Annotated in this window: 15 protein-coding genes; all 15 read right to left on the bottom strand. The window is 46.3% G+C overall.

Going from position 1 to position 16,676, the window contains the following annotated elements:
• Window positions 1-13 precede the first annotated feature (13 nt).
• Complete coding sequence (locus GT409_RS12350) at window positions 14-979, bottom strand: NAD-dependent epimerase/dehydratase family protein (protein ID WP_160629374.1); 966 nt, start codon at window positions 977-979, stop codon at window positions 14-16.
• Window positions 979-2,112: a glycosyltransferase family 4 protein gene (locus GT409_RS12345; RefSeq protein WP_160629373.1), complete on the bottom strand. Its 1,134-nt coding sequence runs from the start codon at window positions 2,110-2,112 to the stop codon at window positions 979-981. The genes GT409_RS12350 and GT409_RS12345 overlap by 1 nt, the downstream gene beginning before the upstream one ends.
• A complete protein-coding gene (locus GT409_RS12340; protein ID WP_233231554.1) occupies window positions 2,102-3,256 on the bottom strand; it encodes a glycosyltransferase family 4 protein in 1,155 nt (384 codons plus the stop codon). The genes GT409_RS12345 and GT409_RS12340 overlap by 11 nt, the downstream gene beginning before the upstream one ends.
• Window positions 3,257-3,443: 187 nt before the next feature.
• On the bottom strand, window positions 3,444-4,409 hold the full coding sequence (locus GT409_RS12335) for a phosphotransferase (protein ID WP_160629372.1): 966 nt from the start codon (window positions 4,407-4,409) through the stop codon (window positions 3,444-3,446).
• Between the two features lie 507 nt (window positions 4,410-4,916).
• Window positions 4,917-6,230: a nucleoside/nucleotide kinase family protein gene (locus GT409_RS12330; RefSeq protein ID WP_160629371.1), complete on the bottom strand. Its 1,314-nt coding sequence runs from the start codon at window positions 6,228-6,230 to the stop codon at window positions 4,917-4,919.
• A gap of 27 nt (window positions 6,231-6,257) precedes the next feature.
• The gene (locus GT409_RS12325; protein ID WP_160629370.1) at window positions 6,258-7,088 is read right to left on the bottom strand and encodes a glycosyltransferase family 2 protein; all 831 of its coding nucleotides are present in this window, start codon (window positions 7,086-7,088) and stop codon (window positions 6,258-6,260) included.
• A gap of 19 nt (window positions 7,089-7,107) precedes the next feature.
• A complete protein-coding gene (locus GT409_RS12320) occupies window positions 7,108-7,560 on the bottom strand; it encodes a serine O-acetyltransferase (protein WP_160629369.1) in 453 nt (150 codons plus the stop codon).
• Window positions 7,561-7,639: 79 nt separating this feature from the next.
• The gene (locus GT409_RS12315; RefSeq protein WP_160629368.1) at window positions 7,640-8,659 is read right to left on the bottom strand and encodes a glycosyltransferase family 4 protein; all 1,020 of its coding nucleotides are present in this window, start codon (window positions 8,657-8,659) and stop codon (window positions 7,640-7,642) included.
• On the bottom strand, window positions 8,656-10,041 hold the full coding sequence (locus tag GT409_RS12310) for a hypothetical protein (RefSeq protein WP_160629367.1): 1,386 nt from the start codon (window positions 10,039-10,041) through the stop codon (window positions 8,656-8,658). The genes GT409_RS12315 and GT409_RS12310 overlap by 4 nt, the downstream gene beginning before the upstream one ends.
• Window positions 10,038-11,219, bottom strand: coding sequence for a glycosyltransferase family 4 protein (locus tag GT409_RS12305; RefSeq protein ID WP_160629366.1), 1,182 nt, complete (start codon window positions 11,217-11,219; stop codon window positions 10,038-10,040). The genes GT409_RS12310 and GT409_RS12305 overlap by 4 nt, the downstream gene beginning before the upstream one ends.
• 97 nt (window positions 11,220-11,316) lie before the next feature.
• Window positions 11,317-12,795 carry a lipopolysaccharide biosynthesis protein gene (locus GT409_RS12300; protein ID WP_160629365.1) on the bottom strand — a complete coding sequence of 493 codons (1,479 nt, stop codon included), beginning with the start codon at window positions 12,793-12,795 and terminating at the stop codon, window positions 11,317-11,319.
• 45 nt (window positions 12,796-12,840) lie between these two features.
• Window positions 12,841-13,962 carry a polysaccharide pyruvyl transferase family protein gene (locus tag GT409_RS12295; RefSeq protein WP_269844930.1) on the bottom strand — a complete coding sequence of 374 codons (1,122 nt, stop codon included), beginning with the start codon at window positions 13,960-13,962 and terminating at the stop codon, window positions 12,841-12,843.
• 81 nt (window positions 13,963-14,043) lie between these two features.
• Entirely contained in the window at window positions 14,044-15,039 is a 996-nt protein-coding gene (locus GT409_RS12290; protein WP_160629363.1) for a nitroreductase family protein, read from the bottom strand.
• Window positions 15,040-15,165: 126 nt separating this feature from the next.
• On the bottom strand, window positions 15,166-15,783 hold the full coding sequence (locus GT409_RS12285) for a hypothetical protein (protein WP_160629362.1): 618 nt from the start codon (window positions 15,781-15,783) through the stop codon (window positions 15,166-15,168).
• Window positions 15,758-16,669: a hypothetical protein gene (locus tag GT409_RS12280; RefSeq protein WP_160629361.1), complete on the bottom strand. Its 912-nt coding sequence runs from the start codon at window positions 16,667-16,669 to the stop codon at window positions 15,758-15,760. Before GT409_RS12280 ends, GT409_RS12285 begins: the two co-directional genes overlap by 26 nt.
• Window positions 16,670-16,676 lie beyond the last annotated feature (7 nt).

Raw genomic sequence — 16,676 nt, 5'->3', positions numbered from 1 at the left:
TTAATGAGAGGCATCATCCTTCTTGTTCCTCCAACCAACAAACAGTCTTTTCAACCCCTTGCATCAATGAGCACGGCGGTGCACCGAAGGTTTCAAAGGTCTTATCCATCGGGGTCAGATAGTCCTGGGTCATGCTTCGAACGCGGGAAGAGGTCAGCGGGAATTTGATTCGTACTAGCCCGGCGGCATCACCAACCAGACCGATCATTCGTAAAATAAAGCGCGGAATCTTGCGAGCATGACGTCCGCGCAGGATCATCGAAAAGGCATCCACCCATTCGTAAATATCGATCGGGCGGTCGCCAACATAAAATATCTGCCGGTTCACCTTCTCCGCCGGAGCTTTCAGAATCTGTTCCATCTGCCAGACAATGTTTCCTACATACCCGTAGGATCGGACAACCGGTGCGCCGGTCGGATGCAGATAGAGCCCCTTTTTAATCACCCGCCAGGCCTCACGCCGGTAACGCAAATGCCACGGCCCCCAGATATTGGTTGGCCGGACCAGTGTCCAGATACAGGAAAGATCGGCCTTGCGAGTCAGCTGCTCCGTAATGACTTTGCTCTGCCCATAAACCGTATGCGGGAAATAATCCTCATCATTTTCCGGCAGACGACCCGGCCCGCAAACATATTGAGTAGAAACAATGATCGCCCGCTCGATGGATAGAGTCTTTTTAATCGCATTCAGCACATTTTCTGTGCCGACGGTATTGGCGGAATAGCCCTCTTCCACAGTCGTCGTCTCATCGCACTCGGCACGCGCAGCCATATGCACCACATGCGTCGGAGCAAACTCCGCGAAGGCGGCGGCCAGCTCGACCGGATTCATTATATCCGCTCTTTTCCAGAACTTCTCATGGCCTGAGTTTAAAGGTTTTTGAATATCCAGATTAAGTAGCTCACAATCCAGCTTGCCGAAATGATCCACAAAATTTGTTCCGATGAAGCCGGAGGCTCCCGTTACCAGCAATTTCATCAAAGCTCCCTCAGTGTTGTTTCCATATTTTGCCGCCAAATCTCATCCGTGTATTTTTCGAGATAAACCTCACGAGCACGTTTACCCATCTGCATCCGCAACACTGGATCAGTCGCCAGCTTCGCAATCCTCTCAGCAAAGGAGTACGGATCCTTGACAGGAACAAGGAAGCCGGTCTGCCCATCCTTAATCATCGCGGACATCCCGCGCCAGTCGGATGCGACACAAGGAAGGCAAAACTGCATTGCCTCAAGAATCACTAAACTTTGGTTTTCTGACTCGAAGTGGGAAGGAAAGCAGAACACATCAGCAGCACAGAACTCTGTCCACTTGTCGCCGCCTGTCAGCACACCCAAAAACTCAACGTGTCCATCCAGTTCATGATAATGAATAAAAGAACGGCACTCCGCCTCGAACTCCGGCGAATAGAACCGCCCCATAACCCCCAAATGAAACTCAACTCCGTCCGCCAGCAACTGCGCACACGCATTGAGCAAAACCATAACCCCCTTGCTGGGGCTGACCACACCAACAAATAATAACGTAAGAGGCCGGTCAGTACTGACATGGCGAAACTCATCGATATAGCTGATCCCCTCATCCGCCAGGCCGTTGGGCACAAAAACAGTCTTCTGGGCTCCAATGCGCAAAGCATCCGGCGGACTTTTTTCTGTGAGCTGAATCGCCAGATCAGGTTTTCGGTATGCGCATCCGGCTAACAGCCGAATCGGCAACGGCGCCTTCTCAGCAACCTCTGTGAAACCTCCGGCGTGAATATGAAACACCACTTTTTTGAAGAGAATGCGGCAACTTAGCAGAACCATGATGTCCCTAAAAATTGCCGTCAGGCTTTCGCCTCCAGGGGGATAATAAAACACCTTGCACCCATATTTAAATCGAGCGGCCCATATCCGGAAAACCAACAAAGGAAGTTGCAACAGCTTCTTCCATCGGAAACGCCCGATTTCATCCATATCGGCCGAAAACGACATCGGAACAAAGAAAAGTTCCACTCCGTGCAGTTTTGCATCCAACAGCTTTTTGATCATCACAGCCTGCCCACCCCATGGTGGAGGAACCTGTCCGACCACCAGAACCCGGCGGCGATCTTCCGGTTGGCGTTTAGCGAACATGGCAATCCTTGCTTTCGAGAATAGATTCATACATTTGACAAAACGCATCGACTTTTGCAGTCCATAGAAAATGCTCCTCAACCCTCTTGCGCCCGACATCGCCCATTTGTTTCCGCAAGGCTGGGTCAATCGCCAACCGTCTCATCGCCGAGGCTAGATCCTGCACCGTCTGCTTTGGGTTTAAGGCGGCCACCTTAATACCTGTTTCTGAGGTCACCTGAACAGCAGGCCCCCCGAGATCCAGACAAATGACCGGTTTTGATGCCGCCATTGCCTCCAAACAGACAAACGCTCCGGAATCATGAAAACTGGGATGGATCAGCGCATCGCATTTCACAAGCAACTCATGTAGCGTTTTTTGATCCATCCATTTTTCAAAGCGAACGCTATCATGCAGTCCCAAGTCAGAAGCTAAATCCTGCAACGATTTATGCTCAGGGCCTTCCCCAACGAAAATCAACTTAGCATTATTTATGTCAACATTAGCGAATGCTTTCAGCGCTAAATCGAACCCTTTCCAATAGATCTGCTTACCGATACAAATAAAACGAACAATCTTTGGATCCGATCCGTCATCAACTTCTAACGAAGCCGTTAACGCACCCGTCCCCAGTTGGGATTGCACTTGTACCCGCTCCCCCCGCAAAGCTTTCAGGCGGGCGGCGGTTTCATTTGTTGTAGCGATCGCCAAGCTACTTTTACGAGCAGTCTTCCGAACCAGTGGATCACATTCTCCAATCCATCGCATGAGATCCCGAACCTGCTCAATGATGCGGTTTTTTAACGAAAAGTTTTTTTTGAGTGCTTTAGGAGTCGACTCTCCTCCACCAACGGGCCCCCAGACAAACGGAACGCGAATATTCCGCAGATTGCTTGGAGTCCAATAGCGGACAATGGTCACATGATGAGCTACATCAAACCCAATCTGTCGTTCTGTCCGTCGAACGACGCTCTCTGAAAAAACTTCCCATAGATAATAATAAATCTGAACGCCCCGCCCCCCTTTTTTCCACCACATCGCCCATTCTGGCAGGTCGTAATAGACAAAATTAATCCCCGGAACCGGGCGCTCTTTCAGCTCCTCCTCGATTACCGTCCGGTTGTTGGCGCGGGTCAACACCCAGACATCGTGGTGCTTCGCCATCTCCGTGGCAACATTCCATCCCACGGCAGGCTCGGACCCTTTGTTGGGTTCGCAGGCGTACGCAGAGATCAGGACGCGCAAGCGTCTTAATCTCTGCGTGTTATCCCCTGTGGAAGATGCTTCCACGGGGCTTGTGGTTATTGACTTGCCCTGTAGCGAGCTTTGCTCTGCTACTTGGGGAGACTGGTTATTGGGAAGCATAGGAAAAAACCTGTTTTCTGAAATCCTGCAGCTTTGGATTGCCTGATTCTGCACCGAATCGGAAATAGGCCTCCAAGGCACAAAGCTTAATCAGAGAGACCGACTCCTTTTCAGACAAACCTTCGCTCTCCAACAAAGGTAGCAGATAGTCAACCGTACGCTGAGGCTCCCATCCGTGAATCAAACACCCCGACTGAAGAATAAAATAGATGAAATCAAAATGGGGGGAACCATCCAAAACCCCTTCTTCCCAATCAATCGCGCAAAGGAGCGTAGCTCCGTTATCCGTTATCTGAAAATCTGTTATCGGGGGACTGTAATCCTCTGACTTCTGTCCTCCGGCCTCTGTCCTCTGGATTATGTTCCACGGTGTAAAATCACCATGCTGAATCACGACAGGCCATGCGCGTTCTCTCAATGGAGCAAGCCATTGAGAGAACTGCGAGGCATTAGGCATTAGGCTTTGGGCTTTAGGATTGTCAGATGTATAACTCAGCAGTTGTTCGCGAAGGCGAACAACCGCCGGATGCTCGTCAATCTCAAACAGCTCATCAGATACGTGCAGCTGTTCAAGATACTCTCTGACCTCTGACATCTGATTTCTGATTTCTGATACGGGAAGCTTCGCCTCCCGCATCTCCCCCTCAACCGCAGAGACCTCCAACGCGATGCCATTTCCAAAAGATCCATAATTGAGCACAAAGGGAGCGAGCGATGTGCTCTGTTTTTCCAACTCCGTTAAAATGCGATGCTCGGCCTCCACCTTATCCCGAGCGAGCCCATCTTCCGCATACTTTATGTATGCAACCGTTTTAGAGCTCGGTTCATCCACTACGCGGGCAATCAGCTTCTGAGAAAGCCCTTCGGCTCCACGCAACAGAACAACACGACGCCCGGAACGGAAGGGGGGTTCCCCGCGCAAAGAAGTGCGGACCCGAAAAAGTCCACACATCGCCAAGAACCGGACAACCAACTTGAAACATTTTGCACGCAACTTAAACGCTGGATAAAAAGAAGAATCCTGCCAGCGTTGTTTCCAACCTTTGGAAACAATGTATAAGCGCGGCTTCCACCATCCGGGAAGAGCCATTACCCGCTCACCTAAACCAAAGAAAAAAGACCAACTGTGCGTATACTTCATGTGATTAAAGAAAACAAAGCTTCCTCTTAGATTTTCATGGAATAGAAAGTTTTTGACAGGATAACAGGATCATCAGGATTAATATCCGGTTCATCCGCTTCCATTTTTATCCCGAAAATTAATTTCGGGAGAGCCGAAATACAACAGGAACAAGCTTTTTGTGGGTAAAGTATGCCGATCGACCAGATCCCATCCCCTCATTGAAAGACATCCTCGAAATCCTGTTATCCTGTCAAAAATTGTTCTAGCTTTACTACCATCTCCATTAAATTTCACGAAGAGCCATAATAAAGAAGTGGACCTTTCTCGGACTGTTAATCAATGCATCCGCTTCGCTGTCCGGCGCTCCATAAAATCAAGAACAACAGACTCCACATCATGCACAACCTTTTCGAGCGGCTGGGAGGCATCGATCACATGCCCGTTCCGAAGCTTGGAAACCAGCTCACGATAGGCAGTGCGCTGGCGGGCAGTCACCTCAAACGGAACCTCCTGCTTGCGCGACCGAAGCACTTCGGCAGGTGCATCCAGGCAAAACACCAGATCTGGTTTCGAAATAAAGGGTCGCACCGCCTTCAATAACCAGACCGGGCCTCCATAACAGTAACGTTTCCGGTCCACGAGCAGATCATCGTAGTAACGATCAAAAACGATAAACGTGGAACGAATTCGAGCAGGCAAAACTTTCAGAAAATAACCGATGATGTAGTCCGCGGTATAATATCCAAGCTTCAGGATCGACCCGGCCACACTCCGATCCGGCTGATTGTGAGGATCGGCAGCATGAGACTGATCAGCGGGACCCCGATATCCCACCTTAGGCCGGAAATGCATCAAGCCGGTTCTACGGAATGCAGGCTCCAGACGAGGAAGCAACAAGTCAATCACGGAACTTTTTCCACAGCCATCCGGACCGAGAACCGCAACCCAAACGCCTGTCGGCTGCAGGATCCGTTTACACATTCTAGCCACATCCTGAGCCCTGCTCTTTATGGATGGACGACATTGGGCACGCAAAGACTGCTGAAGCATCGGGATCATGGCTTGGAAGCCAGACCGATCTTTGTGATCCAAACATTGGAAAATTTGTTTGGACTGATCCTCCGCCCAGAAACGCCGCAACTCCGGCAGCACGTCAGACTCACTGGCCGCCAGATTTTTGAGCAAATACGCGAACTGCTCATCATTGATCGCCCCCTTGTCGATCTTCTTCAACAGATAGTAGAGCAGATTCTTTTCAGGAGCCGGAAAATAGAACCCCGTGGCAACATCTTTTCGCCGACCAGCAAGCATTTCATCGGCCGTCAAAAACCGACGTGCATTGCGCACATAGTCCGAACAAACATCTAAACGCAAATAGAGCTCTCGATCATTTTCTCTCCACGAAACCACATAATAGAAAGCGCACGCTTCATGCTGAAGAACTTGAACCAGCTGCGCCCCAAGAAACGAAGAAATTTTCAAAAGATTGGAGTGAAGATTGGATAAATCAGACGACCGAACGACAATATCTACATCGCTCTGCACTTGATCTGCGAGCGCTTGCGCATCCTCCCCTACTAACACATACGCGATGTCTTTCGCATCGAAGACATCAAGGATCTCAATGAGTTTTTTTGATTCGACGTCCATTAATTTATGTTCCAATCCGTGCGGGGATTAACGACAGCAAATGCGCCGAGGTAGCGTCATGAAACCCCGTTTAAGTTTAAACACCTTCGCTAGGCCATCTAAAACACACGTTGGGGTTTGCTTGAAAAATGGCATGCTCACTCCATATTGCCGCTGAACCTGAAGACGCTCAGCACGGCGGACATCAGCAAACACCGTACTAACGTTTTGATCGTGCCATATAAAGGATGCAATTGTTACCGGCAGAAAAAGAAAGTTATACCCCAAATGCATCAAACGAACATAGTATTCATAGTCCATCGTAGCCCTGTAACTCTCATCCAAATAATGCCCTTCATCCAGTATTCTCCTTCTCCAAAACGTACAGCAGGATGTGATATAGCATCCGTAATAGAGTAGAATGTTCCGATCAAACCGATGATCTTTTTTTTCTTTTATGACCTTGTCGGCCTTGTCCGTAAACACCGGCTCTCCGTAAATCACATCAGCCGATGGGGTCTCATGAAATACGCGTGCAACTTTAGCTAGTGCTCCGGGAACATAACGTTCGTCGGCATTAAGCCAGCAGACAACATCACCGGTTGCTATGCGCAACCCTTTATTGATGGCGTCAGACTGCCCCCTGTCCGGTTCACTAACCCATCGGAAAGCATAGACCCCATCCAACTCTTTTTCTAAAACCTGTGACTCAAAACTACCAAGAATATCCACGGTTCCATCCGTAGAACCGCCATCAATAACAATATGCTCCACCTGCAAACCAGCCGGGCATTCTGCCACCTGATCTAACACACTCTCTAATGCTGCGCCAAGATATTGGCGATAATTATAACAGGGAGTCACTACCGAAAACTTCATGTATTCATCTCTCCTGAGTTTAAATCGATCGATCTTCGACGATCTTGTTGAAACCAACTACTGTTGTATTGGCGGGAATATCCTTTGTGATGACAGCGTTTGCACCGATGATAGCCCATTCACCGATCGTGCAGTTTCCGAGAATTTTTGCACCCGCCCCGACATAAACACCCTGCCTTAGCACGGGGTACTCATTTTTTAAGCTCTCCCCCTTATAGTAAGGATCTTTACCGCCCAAAGTAACCTGATGATTTAGCACGACATCACTTTCAAGCACTGACTCGCTCCCCACAATAATACCATTGGGGTGGGGCAAAAACAGGCGTTCGGGCAACGGGCATCCGATATCGCACCCAATTAATGTCCCAACAACGCGCGCCCATTTACTCTTCCGGCGCAACAGGTTCAAATACAGATCAGCCACCTGGCTGTTTCGAATCCATTCATTTTTTGGATATGACTGCCCTCTCATTTATAAACCTCTCGCATACAAACCATTATTTCTCTATGCCGGATTCTCAGAAGATGGAACAACCCGGCAGCGACCCATTTCAAGGGTTTACCCCGCATTCCTTATAAACTTCTATGACCTTCTGAGCGACCTGACTCCATCGCAAGGGTTTTATTTGGGCAGGGGCAACGGTTCCACCCATCCGGCACGACTGGTCGTAAAAAGCCGTAAGGGCTGGCGCAACATGCGCATCTAGCGGTGTGGAAACATATTGGATATCGTTGCCATAAATACTCTGCAAGCTAAATAAACTTGAAGCCAGGACGGGTACTTTTGCAGCCAAGGCCTCCATAATTACATTGCCATAGCTTTCATAAGAACTTAGCAAAACCAACCCCATGGATTCGCCCACTCTTTGAGCCAGCTCTTCTGAATCGATAATCCCTCTTTCCCATGTCACATAGCGCCCATCCACTGCGTTCTCAAACTCCCTGACGTAAGATTCCGACTCAGGATGAGGCGGACCAATAAATTTTATAGGAACTTTTTCTTCTTTAGCGATACGTGCCAAAAGAACCTGATTCTTCAACGGAAGAATAGACCCTACGCAAACCAAATGCTCCTTTTTTTTCAGACCATTTATTTCAAAGAAAGGATCCCGCACGCCTCGCCAAATAGCATGGGTTTTAGATACTGGAACATTAAATACCCGGCACACATACTCCAAATAGGCAGGATTATTTGAGATCAGAGCATCTGCTTTACTATACATACCACGATTAAGAACGGAGCAATATCGCTTATACCCAAGCATGCCTTTTGCAAATTGGTCTAAGTACCTTCTGATCATCAGGCGAAAGGGCCGATAGTCCTGAATGGCGGTACCGTTCTGAATATCCGCAACCACCTTGACCCCTTTGTTATGGGCTATGTCCAGCAAGGCATCGTGGCAGTGCCCCCATGAATGCAGAATATCGGCCGATAAACTTGTGTCTTCGTTCCTCATCCACCCCGTCTCAACGCCGCACTTCTTGAGTGCATTCTTCATCTCAAAAAGCGTAAGCCCCCCTCCTCCCGGAGCCCATGCAACAGGGTAATTTATATTAAACACCACCTTCATACAGACCGCTCCCTCGGCGCCGGATCCCAGACCAGCGCAGCCATTCCCCACAATAAAACAACCATCACATCATCAGCAAAAACTAAGGTTAACGAGGAAATTCCCAGCATAAACAAAACAACGAAAGGGAAAGAGCCAGCAAGAGCTCGCTGTATTGGATTACTATACTCACCCCGGCAATATCGCAAAGTAACCGTTATCGCTAAAAACAACAATATGCCATAATAACTAATCATCCCGACCGCACCAGTCTCTCCAAACAATACGGAAATTTCTGTTACCGGTTGCTGAAAGATACTGCCTCCGACCAGTTCGCGCTGCCCACTTGTCGTCAAGTAGACATCCGTCAAATACTCAAACGCCTTGGGTGCCCCAGTCGCCATCGCGACTCCCGACACAACCGCCCCCGGGCCCTCACCAACCAACACTGACAAACCGTCCCGATCAAGTAATTTATCTATCACAATCCGCTTAGGGCCATGTATGACCTGCCTGTCTAAACGTCGTTGGAGATATTCTGATCTCGACAACTGCACGCCTGCAAAAATAATTACACAAACTCCTAATCCAGCAAGTAACCACCTCCACCATTTTCGGCCGATTAAAAATAACTGAAACACCACGGCAACCGAAAACACCATATACGCATGATTGGTGTACGTGAGAAATAACTGAAAATAAGCCAATAAATTCAAAATCAGTAATCCAACAGTTATTCGCCCCTCTTCCCTACATAACGCATTTAAAAAAAACAGATAAAAACAGGTAAAATAGGCAACATACGCACAACTCCCCAGAGTTCCCACAGAAAAATCCGCCATATACGATGGAAGATACATAAACTGATGTTGGATTGGATTGATACCTTTCCAGTAGAGGACATTCATTATTAACTGAATAAGAAAGAAGCCATGTAGCCATTTCGCGAAGTGGCGAGGGAATTTCCCGTTCAGGATCAGGCGAGCTTGCCAAAAAAAGATAAGCCCCGCTAAATAGGTCACATAAAACTGAATGAAGTTCTTTGGGATCAAATCACCCTGTAATGCCCCCATCGATCCTGCCACTAAAAAAACCAGCGCAAACCTCAATAAGCGATCGTTAATACTGGCTCTTCGGAAGCAAAGCAGTAGAAGCATAGAAGCCCACAGCCCTAAGGATAAAATGGTCCCGACTTGCCTCAAACTAGGAAAATAAAAAAACAAAGGCGGAGCAAAAAGAATAAATAGCGCGTAGAACCATACCAATTTGGGCGGATTTGAAATAAGGTAAAGAGCCCCTCCCGCTGTAAGCATAAAAAATGCTGACTGTATAGGGCTGAAAAAAACATTCAGAATCAAAAACAATACGGGAAACAGTATAAGCAAGATAGTGCCGGGTTTCATCCAAGATCTCCTTTATAAATAGAATAATAAAGCCGTTCATACTGCCGACACACGCGTGCTATCGAAAATTCACGATATGCTCGTTGATGAGCGGCTTGAGATAATGACAGGGCAAGGTCCGAATCACTGCAAATCCGAATCATCTCCGAACATATAGCATCAGGACTGGAAGCATCCGTCAGCACTCCGGCGTTACCTAAAACGAAAGGGCAGCCGCCACTCTGCTTATCAGCAATCACAACCAACCCATAACTCATCCCCTCCAGTACGGCATTCGGGCAGGCTTCGGTCAAAGACGGGTGAAGGAGAATATCGCAGCTGTCAGCTAACGCAAAAAGCTCTCCATGCGATAAGAGTCCATGAAAAACCAGCCCCTCTGAAACAGCATGCCTCACCGCCCACTCCTCAGCTGGACCGTTCGGTGCCAACCCTTGCCCCGCTAAATGATAACGTGCGCCCTTAAATCTTTCGCGAAACATAGAAAAGGCCCGAATACTATTTTTTAAATTTTTGAGCCGTCCCCACCCAGAAATTGAAAGAACATTGATCTCCCCATGACAAATAGCACTTCTTTGCGGCGGACTAAGCTCCTCCACTTCGGGAGGAATAGAGTTCGAAATGGTATGAACAATTCGTCCACTGCATTTCTCAACATAGTGACTCACATGCGGCGCCACAGCAGAAAAGTATTTCCCCTTTCGAAATACGTAGTATCGAGTCAGTAAATATTTAGGGAGATACAAAGGAGTTGTTGACAGCAAGGCCTTCCATGAATGGTCATGCACTGTAATCAAGGCCTTATCCTGAAGTCCAGCGTCAATCAAGGCTACTGCATATTCATAAGTCCAGTGGACATGGAACAGATCAACATTTAGCGACTCAACAACTGCCTTGAGACACATTCGTTCTTTTCTAAACAGATCGCGTGTCTTCCCAGTCGCCCGCATAGGGCAAACAATGTATTCCAGATATGGCCCCCGGAAACGAGTAACCTCAGCGACACCCGGATCCATAGTAACGACAACCGTCGGCTGCTTTCTTCGCAACCGCTCCTCGACGAGATAACACACATTAATGCCACCCCGACCGGGCACAGCCTTAACAAAATCATCGTCCATTCCATCAACATGCTGAACTGCATATTTCGATAAAAACGGACTCAAATAGGCAATTTTCATCTGATCATCCTCAAAGCACTTCTCCAAAATCTCAAGCGATAACTGTTCTTCATTAGCATTCTTTAGTAGTCCAGCAACGACAGCTATAACCGCATCCCTATCTCTTAATAAACTTCAGCATTGATCCTATACGAGGATATCCACCCTCAATCAGTTCAGCTATCTGCACAAGGGGTGGCACAGAAACGCAAACAACCAAAACAAACAATGACAGCCCCGCTCCAAGAGCAGAGAACATCAAGCGAATCCAAACGACAAGACCACCCCCAAAGAATAAAACAAGTAAAGGAACCGCAACCGAAACAACACCCACTATACACGGCCAAAAGAAACAATTTACAAATTTCACCCTATCTAGATGCAACAGCCTGCATACCAACAGACCTGTAAATACAAAACGATAAAAATACCCGACAACAACCCCAACCGCAACGCCCTTGATCCCAAATCGCAAACCGAACCAAATACATACGGCAAAAACAATCAAAGCCTCCATGTGAATACGGATTCGATACCACTGCTTACCAATAATATCATTTATCATCATACCCATTACCCCCAGAACACACAAAGGAGCAACCCATGAATATGCAACCAACGCCGGCCACCCCTCGGCCCATTTCAAACCATATGCCAACAAAATCAAATCCCGGCTTGTGAAGCTGGCAAAAAATGCAACGGGAACCAAAATGACAGCCATCATAGAAACGCTTTTTAGAAATGACGCCCGCATACGCTCTGTATCTCGCTGAATACTGGAAAATCCGGGAAACAGTACGCGCATGATGGAACTGGACAAAAACTGAATGGGGTAGTTGATCAGCTGACTGCTGCGCGAATAGATCCCCAACATTTCAGCCCCACCCCAGCGCCCAAGCATCATGCGATCAACTGAACTACCCAAAAAAGAAAGAAATCCGGCACAGGAGTGCTGCCCGCCAAAAGATAGCGTTTCCTTATATATTCGAAGCTGCCGAGAAGGACGCACTCGATGATGCGCAGCAATTAATAGTGTAACAACCCTAAGAGCCGTTTGCGTTAACATACAAAACACTAAGGCGTATACACCATATCCCTTAATGGCGAGAGGAATGCCAACCAGACCATATCCAAGCGCGTAGGTAGAAAGCGTCATCAGAGCGAGGAATCCAAAACGCATTTCCTTTTGCAGAAGAGACATACTGACAATCCCGAACCCGTTAAAAAAAAAATTAAGAGCCAGCAAACGAACAACAATCGGCATTCGGGATGAATCCAGCAAATGTGTTGATAGAGGTGCCAATAAAAACATAACCAGCGCTATAAACAAAGAAATGACAATTCCACACCAAAACCCTGCAGCAATATGATCTTCCGTTAATTCTTCATTCCGGATAATTGCAACACCCACCCCAAAATTAGCAAAGAACGTTGCAAATTGAACAAACAGTTGCGCCATTGCCATCACCCCAAACTCTTCCGGAGCAATCAAACGGGTGATAACTACCATCACCACCATCTGCAAGATCGAGTTCCCGGCGGAGCCAATCAGACTCCACTGCATACCCTTTAGCGTTTTTTTACGTAACGAGGCCATTGTTAATAACAAACTGTCCGGCGTGATCAATTAAAATAATTTAATTTAAAAATCGCCGCATATCGCGCCATTTAAATACCTCTTCGACTGCTCGATATGAGCAGCCAGCACTTTTCCAACAACCTCATAATCGATTACAGATGGTGAAGAAGCCTGCTCTGCATGACAAATCATGCGGTCACTCAATCCAACCAGATCGAGAAGATCTTCCATGCGGGAATTCACCTGGTGTCTTGACCTACAAAAAACATAGAAATCCTTTTCAAAAATCAATGAAAAAGCAAGAGCATGAAACGAGTTTCCCACGACAACCTCTGCATTTTTAACAAGAGACAAAAACTCTTGGGGGCCAGCCCGGTAATAATCTACATCAGCATAAGAGGTTCGCTTGTAATTGTTGACGGAATATATCTTCAGCCCCCGCTCTTTCGCCTGTTCTTTTGCAAATTCTCTCAACCCGTCATTCCCATCAAAATCATACACCAATATATACTTCCCAGATATTTTTTTCCCCGAAAACCCATCCCAGAAACTACGCCCCAAAAGAAACACAGGATCAAGAACATGAACTCCCTCACTCAACCCGATCGACTTCAATATTTCTACTCCTCGGCGCTCCCGCACAGAAACAGAATCAAGTCGTTGGATCATTCCCCGCACAAAATCCTTATACTCAGGCATAATCTCAGATACGGAAAAACTTGCAGCATAAGAAACGCGACGTATTTCTGGTGGTGCAAAGTCCAAATAAAATGCCGGATCCCGCCCATTTTCACTATTGGTATTCCAAATTTGATCACTACCCGCAACATAAACATCAGCCGGAGGCGGATTCTTTTTTAATTCCGAATTATTCCGATACCTATCCCTGGTTACACACATGAATGTGTTTTTAAAATCATCAAACTCTTTCTTGCAAGAGCGCGCATTAACCCAAATCCGAACAAAAAATTTAGCCACGAGATACGCAACTCTAACAGCTAGTCTTCTAGACCTCCATTTTGGTGTCACGGCAAAAAGTTCCATCCGCGTAGACAAATATAAAGGCTTGTAATCTATAATTTCGACTTCATGCCCTTGATTTTGTAAGTATTTCATCAAAGCGTATGCCTGAAGGGTCGCTCCATAATTATACACGTCATGGCATGTTATAGTTTTAACTATCATGGTTTAGTTTCACAACCTCAAGCAAGGTGTTAATCCCAAAGTGGGAACTATTAATAAAAACGCACAAACTGCAGCAATCAGTCAAACAAATGTTATCTGACTATCCACTTTATGTCTGACTGATTTTGCGGTACGCAAAAGAGGAGGAATACCTCCCGCAGAAATAACCATAATTATATTTTCACTAGCCCCAATGTTTAAAAGCGAACGAAGCTTTTCAGACCGTTCCGGAGGTACCATCCAATGAAGGGGACAAGCCCCGATTCCCTTATAATGCAATGCATACAAAAAAGACATTGCATACAACCCCCCATCTATATAAGCCTGATTACGCTCAGAAGGCCCAACAAATGAACGCAAGTTTGTGGTTATTACAGCCATAAAATCTGCCGTATCCCCAAATCCCCGACATCCAGTTTGCAGTTCCATAAGCTTACCCTTTACCTCAGGAGATTTGACTATATAAGTGTGCCATGCTTGGCGATTACATACAGAAGGAGTTTTCCTTGCTATCCGGACAACATCTTTAATTGTTTCTTCCGGGACAGGAATAGAACTATACGTACGAACACTGGATCGACTCAATGCACACTCCTCAAAATTACCACGTGCATTCCTCAACCATTCTTCAGCGGCAACTTCATTATATCCACCAATATCACAATCAAAATCTGCATAATGCCTAACTTCCTCTTTTAACGGCCCCAAATCATACTCAACCCTTTCATGAAACCGAATGTATTCACCCAAAACAGACTGTACTTTTTTATACGCCAAGCTATTACAATCATACCCTTTGTTCTTATAATCATTTAAGAGTTTCATCAATCCCCTAATAGCCGACACGCCAAACCCGGGGCGTGGATTTGGAAGGGAAAAGGCTTTTTCAATTTTGTGTGCTTCCATCACAAGCATAGAGTCAAATGCTTTAATATTTCTAGCCTCATAGGGATCAATACATGCATATTTCCGGTAACGCAAATAATCTGAAAAAAACACATGAACGAGCCCCTTTTCAAATCTAAACCGCTGCTGAATCCGCAACGGAACTATTTTTTTATACAATTCTTTTATCACTTCACACCTTACCCTTCATCGGCAAATGGACTCGCACCCAAGACCAATCGAAAAATTATATCTTCAGCTAAAAACATGTAAACTCAGCAACTTAAACCCTCATTTTTTCTACAAACAAAAAAAGACCTACCGCAAAAACTGAAAAACTATATTGAAACATGCGTTTTCTGTTTGCGTTGGGGGAATGGTGTACGCGCCAGCCTCAGCATTGAGCTTATACATGATCATGTTAAGGCCGTGATCGCCATTGTATATGTCATATTGAGGGGCTTGCAAACATCGCTCCCACTCCTTCAGCTCAGGAAAAATTTCTGAAAAGCCGCCATTCGTGCAATAATGAAAAAAGAAATATACCGTTGCAGGGCACTTCAACTCAAATTGAATACGGGTTCCTATAGGTGGCCGATGAATCCCTTGAAAAAGAAATCCGCCGCGCAACTCTTCCGGAATCACATCATATGTGTATTTACGATCGAGATGTTGCAGCACCCCTCTTTTCATCAAACTGTATTTAAAATCAAATGATGGCGTGACCGTCACTTTCACAAACTGCTCTGCCTCTTGCGTCATATCCCGCCGAGGAACAACCCTAGTCCACGCTTTGTAGACCAAATGAGGGCATTTCAACGTCACAACGCCAAAGAGAACCAGCAACAAAATCCCCGTAGAAATAATCACTGAAATTTTATATTTTCCGCTCAATTCATCGTCCCTTCCTTTAAGGGATAACAGACCAATGTGCATCAAGCTCCCTACACAACTTGAGGCTCCCCTTCTCTGAAATATGATCCTCATTTTGGAAAAGGAGCGGATCAGAAAAGCTGGCTGAAAAATCAAGATAGTCGACTTCGTTATCCAAAAAGACCTGTTCAATACGCTGAAGATCCATCTTGTTTAATGCTTGGTCATACTCAGGCGTAACAGGGTAGCGAACCCCAAGAATACGAATGTTTAAATCTTTGCATAAGGTTACGATATCAAAAAAGCGCTGCACCAATACGGAATCATAAGGAGATGAAAACTGCAGCTCAAGTCGCTGTTCCACGCGACCAACTCGATCTTCGACCGAAACTGTTGACCAAGGAGGCTGAGCCCTTTCCTCCTTATGACTCACAAACTTTTCGACCCTTGAGATTGCCGCTTTTTTTGCAAACTGTAAATTTTTCATGTTCGCCATAGGAAACCACCGAAAAACATGTCGCCGAACAAAATACTTCAATGGATGGAACCCATATATTTCCCGATAAACCCCAAAGTTCATATAAAACAATGACCGCTCGTTGTTATTCAAAACAGACCGATACGTAGAAAAAATATGTCGATCACATTCAAGAACCACCATTTCTGGAGCCCCGTACTGATCAATAAAAAACTGAAGCTTCGTATACATATCTGTCAGATTATCACTGCCATAGGAAAAGTTGAATACATGTGGCGGCAAATGTTCCTTTTTCATAGCCAAAGGATGACTATCGCCTAGGATCAGAACGATTGGTCGGCTTTGCTTTAATACCTGAACAGCAGCCATATAATTCCGACTGGCGATACGATTAAACAATAATGATAGCGGCAAAAGGGCCACTACGAGTATACCCATGAAAACAAATATTTTGATTATAAATTGACGCATAACACCC

The organism is Tichowtungia aerotolerans (genome assembly GCF_009905215.1).
Taxonomy (GTDB): Bacteria; Verrucomicrobiota; Kiritimatiellia; order Kiritimatiellales; family Tichowtungiaceae; genus Tichowtungia; species Tichowtungia aerotolerans.
The sequence above is the reverse complement of the archived record's forward strand: the minus strand, read 5'-3'. Positions and strand labels throughout refer to the sequence as shown.

Excerpts from the sequence above, each read along its gene's own strand:
- GT409_RS12350 (WP_160629374.1), bottom strand. The coding sequence starts at position 979 with ATGAAATTGCTGGTAACGGGAGCCTCCGGCTTCATCGGAACAAATTTT.
- GT409_RS12345 (WP_160629373.1), bottom strand. The coding sequence starts at position 2,112 with ATGTTCGCTAAACGCCAACCGGAAGATCGCCGCCGGGTTCTGGTGGTC.
- GT409_RS12340 (WP_233231554.1), bottom strand. The coding sequence starts at position 3,256 with ATGGCGAAGCACCACGATGTCTGGGTGTTGACCCGCGCCAACAACCGG.
- GT409_RS12335 (WP_160629372.1), bottom strand. The coding sequence starts at position 4,409 with ATGTGTGGACTTTTTCGGGTCCGCACTTCTTTGCGCGGGGAACCCCCC.
- GT409_RS12330 (WP_160629371.1), bottom strand. The coding sequence starts at position 6,230 with ATGGACGTCGAATCAAAAAAACTCATTGAGATCCTTGATGTCTTCGAT.
- GT409_RS12325 (WP_160629370.1), bottom strand. The coding sequence starts at position 7,088 with ATGAAGTTTTCGGTAGTGACTCCCTGTTATAATTATCGCCAATATCTT.
- GT409_RS12320 (WP_160629369.1), bottom strand. The coding sequence starts at position 7,560 with ATGAGAGGGCAGTCATATCCAAAAAATGAATGGATTCGAAACAGCCAG.
- GT409_RS12315 (WP_160629368.1), bottom strand. The coding sequence starts at position 8,659 with ATGAAGGTGGTGTTTAATATAAATTACCCTGTTGCATGGGCTCCGGGA.
- GT409_RS12310 (WP_160629367.1), bottom strand. The coding sequence starts at position 10,041 with ATGAAACCCGGCACTATCTTGCTTATACTGTTTCCCGTATTGTTTTTG.
- GT409_RS12305 (WP_160629366.1), bottom strand. The coding sequence starts at position 11,219 with ATGAAAATTGCCTATTTGAGTCCGTTTTTATCGAAATATGCAGTTCAG.
- GT409_RS12300 (WP_160629365.1), bottom strand. The coding sequence starts at position 12,795 with ATGGCCTCGTTACGTAAAAAAACGCTAAAGGGTATGCAGTGGAGTCTG.
- GT409_RS12295 (WP_269844930.1), bottom strand. The coding sequence starts at position 13,962 with ATGATAGTTAAAACTATAACATGCCATGACGTGTATAATTATGGAGCG.
- GT409_RS12285 (WP_160629362.1), bottom strand. The coding sequence starts at position 15,783 with ATGCACATTGGTCTGTTATCCCTTAAAGGAAGGGACGATGAATTGAGC.
- GT409_RS12280 (WP_160629361.1), bottom strand. The coding sequence starts at position 16,669 with ATGCGTCAATTTATAATCAAAATATTTGTTTTCATGGGTATACTCGTA.